The 7,450-nt window shown below is 73.0% G+C and carries 8 protein-coding genes; 4 read left to right on the top strand and 4 right to left on the bottom strand.

Features of this window, described 5'->3' with window-relative positions:
• Nucleotides 1-587 (bottom strand): DUF2510 domain-containing protein (locus ABD224_RS28695; protein WP_344055154.1); only part of this gene is annotated, 587 nt, incomplete at its 3' end.
• A 132-nt stretch (nucleotides 588-719) separates the two neighbouring features.
• Nucleotides 720-2,120, bottom strand: a complete 1,401-nt coding sequence (locus tag ABD224_RS28690; protein WP_344055152.1) for an FAD-binding oxidoreductase — start codon at nucleotides 2,118-2,120, stop codon at nucleotides 720-722.
• A gap of 98 nt (nucleotides 2,121-2,218) precedes the next feature.
• Here ABD224_RS28690 and ABD224_RS28685 point away from each other — a divergent pair, with 98 nt between their 5' ends.
• Complete coding sequence (locus ABD224_RS28685; RefSeq protein ID WP_344055150.1) at nucleotides 2,219-3,673, top strand: tetratricopeptide repeat protein; 1,455 nt, start codon at nucleotides 2,219-2,221, stop codon at nucleotides 3,671-3,673.
• Between the two features lie 75 nt (nucleotides 3,674-3,748).
• Here ABD224_RS28685 and hppD read toward each other — a convergent pair whose 3' ends face one another.
• On the bottom strand, nucleotides 3,749-4,897 hold the full coding sequence (gene hppD / locus ABD224_RS28680; protein ID WP_344055148.1) for a 4-hydroxyphenylpyruvate dioxygenase: 1,149 nt from the start codon (nucleotides 4,895-4,897) through the stop codon (nucleotides 3,749-3,751).
• A 127-nt stretch (nucleotides 4,898-5,024) separates the two neighbouring features.
• Here hppD and ABD224_RS28675 point away from each other — a divergent pair, with 127 nt between their 5' ends.
• The 3 genes from ABD224_RS28675 (at nucleotide 5,025) to ABD224_RS28665 (ending at nucleotide 6,348) form a co-directional block, all read left to right on the top strand.
• Nucleotides 5,025-5,492, top strand: coding sequence for an Lrp/AsnC family transcriptional regulator (locus ABD224_RS28675; RefSeq protein ID WP_344055146.1), 468 nt, complete (start codon nucleotides 5,025-5,027; stop codon nucleotides 5,490-5,492).
• Nucleotides 5,493-5,571: 79 nt separating this feature from the next.
• Nucleotides 5,572-6,150 carry an ArsR/SmtB family transcription factor gene (locus ABD224_RS28670; RefSeq protein ID WP_344055144.1) on the top strand — a complete coding sequence of 193 codons (579 nt, stop codon included), beginning with the start codon at nucleotides 5,572-5,574 and terminating at the stop codon, nucleotides 6,148-6,150.
• A gap of 12 nt (nucleotides 6,151-6,162) precedes the next feature.
• The gene (locus ABD224_RS28665; protein ID WP_344055142.1) at nucleotides 6,163-6,348 is read left to right on the top strand and encodes a hypothetical protein; all 186 of its coding nucleotides are present in this window, start codon (nucleotides 6,163-6,165) and stop codon (nucleotides 6,346-6,348) included.
• Between the two features lie 19 nt (nucleotides 6,349-6,367).
• Here the strand turns inward: ABD224_RS28665 and ABD224_RS28660 are convergent, their stop codons facing one another.
• Nucleotides 6,368-7,159 carry a S16 family serine protease gene (locus ABD224_RS28660; protein WP_344055140.1) on the bottom strand — a complete coding sequence of 264 codons (792 nt, stop codon included), beginning with the start codon at nucleotides 7,157-7,159 and terminating at the stop codon, nucleotides 6,368-6,370.
• Nucleotides 7,160-7,450: the final 291 nt, after the last annotated feature.

The following is a 7,450-nucleotide window of genomic DNA, read 5'->3' as shown; positions in this document are numbered from 1 at the left end:
CTTCCGGCGCCGAAGCCGGGACCGGACGGGCCGCCGGACGCGGGCGCGCCGGCCGTCCCGCCGGGTGTCCCCGACGCGGACGCGCCCTGGGCCGGGAAGGTCTTCGGCGCCGGGCGGAAGGCCATCGTGCTCTTGTCGGCCGGGGCGGCCGGGCCCGGGGCGCCGGGGCCGTCGCCCGGCGTTCCGGCAGGGCGGGCCTCCGCCATGTGGGAGAGCCTCGGGTCGGCCCCCCAGGAGACACGGCGGTCCTGGTCGCCGCCGAAGCCGGACTGCCGGGAGGGGACGGCGCCCCACGCCGGCGCCGGCTCGCTCCGGCCGCCGTCCCGGGCCGCCGGGTCCGGTTCGGGGGCGGACTCGGGAGGGTCCTCGTCGAAGAAGTGGGGGCCCGTCTCCTCGACCGCGGGTGGCGGCGCGGGACGCACGCCGGGCGGCGGGCCGAGCCGCTCGCCTGCGGCCGGCGCCGGCCGGCTGGTGCCCGGTACCCAGGCGGAGCCGTTCCAGTACCGGACGTATCCAGGGATGGACGGGTCCGGGTACCACCCCTCGCGGGGCCTGTCCTCACCGGGTGCCGGGGTTGGGGCGCTCATGTCCGTCGTCCCGTATCTGCTCGGGGGTCGTATGGGGGCTCCACATCTACCAGACCGAGGCACCCGGTACCGCAGGTCCGTCCGGACCTACTCCTTTCCGGGCAACCTCGTACATGTACTCAACAGCCGTGATCAGAACAGTTTGCCAGGGTTGAGAATGCCCAGCGGATCGAAGACCTGTTTGATCGCCCGCTGCATCTCGATCCCCACCGGGCCGATCTCCCGCGCCAGCCACTCCTTCTTCAGCACGCCCACACCGTGCTCCCCCGTGATCGTGCCGCCGAGCCGCAGGCCCAGGGCCATGATCTCGTCGAAGGACTCACGGGCGCGCCGCGACTCGTCGGGGTCGCGGGCGTCGAAGCAGACGGTCGGGTGCGTGTTGCCGTCGCCGGCGTGGGCGCAGACCCCGATGGTGAGCCGGTACTTCCCGGCGATCCGTGCGACGCCCTGGAGCAGCTCGCCGAGCCGGGACCGCGGCACGCACACGTCGTCGATCATCGTCGTGCCCTTGACCGCCTCCAGCGCGGTCAGCGACAGCCGTCGTGCCTGCAGCAGCATCTCGGACTCGGCGGCGTCGTCGGCGGGCACGACCTGGGTGGCGCCGGCCGCCTCGCACAGCGCGCCGAGCGCGGCGAGGTCGGCGGCCGGGTCCGGGGTGTCGTAGGCGGCCAGCAGCAGCGCCTCGGTGGTCTCCGGCAGGCCCATGTGCGCGAAGTCGTTGACGGCCTTCACCGTCGTGCGGTCCATGAGCTCCAGCATCGAGGGCGCATGCCCCTCCGCCATGATCCGGCACACCGCGTCGCAGGCCGCGGTCACGGAGGCGAACTCGGCGGCCAGCACCAGCGGCTGCGGCGGCTTGGGCCGCAGCCCCAGGACGGCCCGTACGACGATGCCGAGCGAGCCCTCGGAGCCGACGAACAGCCGGGTCAGGTCGTATCCGGCGACGCCCTTGGCGGTGCGGCGGCCGGTGGACATCAGCCGCCCGTCGGCCAGGACCACCTCCAGGCCGAGCACGTACTCGGCGGTGACCCCGTACTTCACGCAGCACAGGCCGCCGGAGGCGGTGCCGATGTTGCCGCCGATGGTGCACATCTCCCAGCTGGAGGGGTCCGGCGGGTAGTACAGCCCGTACTCGTTCACCGCACGGGACAGCACGGCGTTGACGACGCCCGGCTCGACGACCGCGATCCGGTCGACCGGGTTGATCTCCAGGATGCGGTCCATCCTGGTCAGGGACAGCACGATGCAGCCGTCGGAGGCGTTGGCCGCGCCGGACAGGCCGGTGCGGGCGCCCTGCGGGACCACGGGGACGCGCAGCTCGGTGGCGGTGCGCATGACGTGCTGCACCTCTTCCACCGTGCGCGGCAGGACGACGACGGCCGGGACGCCGGAGGGGCAGAAGCTCGCCATGTCGTTGGCGTAGGAGACCGTGACGTCGGGATCGCTGAGGACCGCGTCGGCCGGCAGGCCCGCGAGGAGCCGGTCGGTGAGGCTGCCCCGGGCTTCGGCGGGGACGGTAGGTGTACGGCTCACGATCTCAGCGTCGCACTCACGGCCATCGGTGTGAACCCGTTGGCCCCGTCCCTCCGCCTTCCGGATTGCGATAGTCGTACTGACGCACAGTGTGCGCCATGGAAAACCCTCTGCAGAGCCCGGCCCTGTGGCCGCCGGCCCGGCCGCGACGCCCTTCCCGCCTGCTGCGCCGGGTGCTCCTCGTGCTGCTCGTGGTGGCCGGTGTGCTCGGTGCGGTGCTGCTGGCACCGCCGGTCGAGCAGCCCGCGGTGAAGGCGCCCGCGCCGGCGCCCGGCCCGGCCCCCGGATCGGTGGCGCTGACCGCGCTGAGCACCGGCGCACCGGCGTCGCTGCCCGGACTGACGGCGCTGATCGCCGAGCGGGAGCGGCATCTGCGGGCGCAGCCGCGGGACGCGGGGGCCTGGGCGGTGCTCGGGGCCGCCTACGTCGAGCGGGGGCGGCGCACGGCCGACGAGGCGGACCACGCGAAGGCCGAGAAGGCGCTGCGCACCTCGCTGCGGCTGCGCCCGGAGAGGAACGCCCGGGCGCTGGAGGGGCTGGCGGCGCTGGCGAACGAGCGGCGGGACTTCCTCGCGGCCCGTTCCTGGGGCGAGAAGGCGCTGCGGGCGGAACCCGGGCGGTGGACGGCGTATGCGCCGCTGATCGACGCCTGCATCGGGCTCGGCGACCACGAGGCCGCCCAGGACGCCCTCGACAGACTGCTGCGCCTGCACCACTCCCCCGCCGTGATGGCCAAGGCGGCGGCCGTGTACCGGCACCGGGGCTGGCGCGAGGACGCGGCGGCCCAGCTGTCGGACGCGGCGGCCTCGGCGGCCTCGCCCGTCGAGCGGGCCGCGTATCTGGAGCAGGCCGGCGACATCGCGTTCGAGCGCGGGAACCCCGAGGAGGCGCTGCGGTACTTCGACGCGGCGCTGCGGCTCGACCCCGGCCGGCGGACGGCGGCGGCCGGACGGGGACGGACGCTGGCCGCGCTGGGCCGCACGGCGGAGGCGCTGAGGGCGTACCGGAGGGCGCTGGCACAGCGGCCGCGTCCCGAACACCTCCTGGAGCTGGGTGAGTTGTACCAGTCGCTGGGAAGGCAGCAGGAGGCCGCGGCGCAGTACGACCTGCTGCGGGCGCGCATCCGGCGGAGCACGGCGGCCGGCGTCGACGACGCGCTGGTGCTGGGGCGGTTCGAGGCGGACCACGGCGACCCGGAGTCCGCGGTGCGGCGGCTGCGCGCCGAGTGGCAACGGCAGCCGGGGACGGCGGTGGCCGACGCCCTGGCGTGGGCGCTGCACCGGACCGGGCGGGACGAGGAGGCGCTGACGTTCGCCCGGAAGGCCACGGAGACGGCCGGGGGCGGCGGGGTGCGCAACGCGCTGTACGCCTATCACCGGGGGATGATCGAGCGGAGCCTGGGGCGGCCCGGTCCGGCCCGGCGGCATCTGGAGAAGGCGCTGCGGACCAACCCCTACTTCTCCCCGCTGGCCGTGTCCGAGGCGCAGACGGCGCTGGCGGCGCTGGGCGAGCCGCCGGTGACGGGGGCGCCGGAGGACGTCACCGGGCGGTGAGGCGGGACGACGGCGGTCCGCCCGCCGCGCGGGCGGCGCGGCGGGCGGGTGCGCGCACGGGTGCGGAAGCCGGGCTCACAGGTTGCCGCGGCGGGCCTGCTCGCGCTCGATCGCCTCGAACAGGGCCTTGAAGTTGCCCTTGCCGAAGCCCATCGAACCGTGCCGCTCGATGATCTCGAAGAAGACGGTCGGACGGTCCTGGACCGGCTTGGTGAAGATCTGCAGCAGATAGCCGTCCTCGTCGCGGTCGGCGAGGATCTTCAGCTCGCGCAGGGTCTCGATGGGGACGCGGGTCTCGCCGACCCACTCGCCGAGGGTGTCGTAGTAGGCGTCGGGGGTGTCGAGGAACTCGACGCCGGCCGCCTTCATCCGGCGGACGGTGTCCACGATGTCGTTGGTGTTCAGCGCGATGTGCTGGACACCGGGGCCGTTGTAGAACTCCAGGTACTCGTCGATCTGGGACTTCTTCTTGCCGATGGCGGGCTCGTTGATCGGGAACTTGACCTTGAGCGTGCCGTCGGCCACGACCTTCGACATCAGCGCGCTGTACTCGGTGGCGATGTCGTCGCCCACGAACTCCTTCATGTTCGTGAAGCCCATGACCTTGTTGTAGAAGCCCACCCACTCGTCCATCCGGCCGAGTTCGACGTTGCCGACGCAGTGGTCGATGGCCTGGAACAGACGCCGGGCGGGCGGCTCGACGATGGGCTTCGCGGGCACGTAGCCGGGCAGGTACGGGCCGTCGTAGCCGGTCCGCTCGACCAGGGTGTGGCGGGTCTCGCCGTAGGTGGCGATCGCGGCGAGGACGACGGTGCCGTGCTCGTCCTTCATCTCGTACGGCTCGGCCAGCGAGCGGGCGCCGTGCTCGACGGCGTAGGCGTGCGCGGCGCGCGCGTCCGGGACCTCGAGGGCGAGGTCGATGACACCGTCGCCGTGCTTGGCCACGTGCTCGGCGAGGAAGTGGCCCCAGGGGGTGGAGGCCTTGATCACCGAGGTGAACACAAACCGGGCGGAGCCGCTCTCCAGGACATAGCTCGCGGTCTCACGGCTGCCGTTCTCCGGTCCGGAGTAGGCGACCAGCTTCATGCCGAAGGCGGTGGAGTAGTAGTGCGCCGCCTGCTTGGCGTTGCCCACGGCGAAGACGACCGCGTCCATGCCCTTGACCGGGAAGGGGTCGTCCTGCCGGCCGGTGGTGTCGGGGGTGTGGTGTGTGGTCTGCGTCATAGCCGAAGGGTCACCCGATCTCACAAGGTGCGCAATAGTTTGCGCATTCACTGAGCAATACGACCAGTGAAAGCCGCGTATCTGCGGGCTTTCTGTACAGGATGACCACCCTGGGAGGCGGGGGCACATGGCGATCGACCGTCTGGACAGCCGCATCATCGTGCTGCTGGCGCGCGAGCCGCGCATCGGCGTGCTGGAGATGTCCCGGCGGCTGGGGGTGGCGCGCGGCACCGTGCAGGCGCGGCTGGACCGTCTGCGGTCGCGCGGGGTGATCCGCGGCTTCGGCCCGGAGGTGGACCCGGCGGCGCTCGGCTATCCGGTGACGGCGTTCGCGACGCTGCAGATCCGGCAGGGGCAGGGGGCGGCCGTACGGGCCCATCTGGCGTCCGTGCCGGAGGTGCTGGAGCTGCACACCACCACCGGTTCGGGCGACATGCTGTGCCGGCTGGTCGCCCGCTCGAACGCCGATCTGCAGCGGGTGATCGACCGGGTGGTGGGTTTCGAGGGGATCGTGCGCGCCTCGACGGCGATCGTGATGGAGAACCCGGTGCCGCTGCGGATCATCCCCCTGGTGGAGCAGGCGGCGGAGGAGTGAGCGCGGGCCGCCGGGGCGCGGGGAACGCGATGCAAAGAACCCGTTGCAAAGAATTCTTTGCAGCGATACCTTTGCATGCGTGTCCGACGATCTGAACGTTCATGTGCTCGACGCCCGCAGCCTCCGCGGCCTCGCGCACCCCCTGCGCATGCAGCTGCTGACCGCGCTCCGGCGCGGCGGCCCCGCGACCGCCTCCCAGCTCGCCCAGAAACTGGGGGAGTCCAGCGGGGCGACCAGCTACCACCTGCGTCAGCTCGCCGCGTACGGCTTCGTCGAGGACGCGCCGGAGCACGGCAAGGGGCGCGAGCGCTGGTGGCGGGCGGCCCACCAGGGCGTGCAGTTCGACGAGGCGCTGCTGCAGGACCCCGATCCGGCGGTCCGCGGCGCCGCCGCCCTGTTCATGCACGAGGTCGCGACCCTGCACGCCCAGGAGCTCTCCACGTTCATCGGCACCGCGCACGACTGGCCCGAGGAGTGGAGCAACGCCTCGAACGTGAGCGACTGGACACTGCGGCTCACCCCCGAACTCGCCCGTGAACTCAACGCGAGGATGCACGAACTCATCGAGAGCTACCGCGTGCGGGCTCCCGAGGAGGGCACCGCGCAGGCCGAGCAGGTGCGCGTCCACACGCACCTCTTCCCCACCCGCACGGACTGAGAGGCCCGCCCGATGCTTCCCGAGATCCACCTCGTCCTGCACCGCGTCCGCGCCGCCGAACTCCACGCCCGCGCCGCCGCCCACCGCCGCGCGACCGCGGCCGTCCGCCCCCGTGCCCTCCGTGCCCGCCTGGGCTGGACCCTGGTGGAGATCGGCCTCCGCCTCGCCACGACCGCCCCGAAACCGGCGTCCGCCTGACGGCTCCCCGGCCGCTTCCTCAGCAGCTGGGGACGGAGCCCTTCCCGGTCCGCAGGGCCACCAGGGAGTCGACGGCGCCCTTCAGGGTGGTCACCGGGATCAGACGAAGGCCCCGGGGCAGCTCGGACTTGGCGTCGGCGCACTCGGCCTTCGGGACCAGGAAGACCGTGGCACCGTCCCGGTGGGCGGCCTGGGTCTTGAGGGCCACGCCGCCGACCGGGCCGACCTTGCCGTCGGCGGTGATGGTCCCCGTGCCGGCGATCGTACGGCCGCCCGTGAGGTCGCCGCCGTTGCCGTCGCCGTCGAGCTTGTTGATGATGCCGAGGGAGAACAGCAGGCCCGCGCTGGGGCCGCCGACGTCGGCGAGCCTCAGCGTCACCTTGACGTCCTTGTCGTGGACGCCGAGGTACTTCAGGGCCGCCCGGGTCGCCGCGTCCTGGGACTTGCGCATCTGCTCGGCGTTGTACTGCTCGATCTCCTTGACGCTGTCGCCGCTCGGGTAGACCGCGTCGCGCGGCATGACCGCCCGGTCGGTGGCGAACCAGCCGTCGATCACGTCCTTCAGCGAGACGTCCGCGTCCGGGCCGGTCGCCTCGATGGTCGTCATCCGCAGCTGCCCGCTCGTCCTCCGGGTGGGGGCGCCGGAGACGGTGATGACCGGGGTGCCCTTGTTCTCGCCGAGCACATCCGCCGTCATGCCCGGCTGCGCCACCGAGAACGGCAGCGGTGCGCACACCGCGGCGGCGATCAGGGCCGCGACGGGAAGCGCGCAGACGGTGAGGGCCTGGGGGCGTGAGAGGCGAGAGAGCACGAAGTCAATCTAACCCGCCGCCGTCGCCCCCACTTCGCCCAGTACGGCCCAACGGCGCGCCCAGGTGCCGTCAGGTGCTGTCCGGACCGTGCCGTGCGGCCGGGGCGCTCCGGACGGCCCCCTCGAACGCCTCCGGCACCTCCTGACGCGGCGCCTCTGGCACCTCTTGACACGGCACCTGCGCTAGGGGGTGCCGTTTGGATCATGCCGCAGGTCGCGGGGTTCGGCACGCGCTCCCCCACTGCCCTGGACGGGCGTGGGGGCACCCCCAGCGGCGTTGTCGTCACTCGC

This window comes from Streptomyces thermoalcalitolerans, assembly GCF_039525155.1.
In the GTDB taxonomy this organism is placed as follows: domain Bacteria; phylum Actinomycetota; class Actinomycetes; order Streptomycetales; family Streptomycetaceae; genus Streptomyces; species Streptomyces thermovulgaris.
This window is presented reverse-complemented; position numbering and strand designations above follow the sequence as displayed.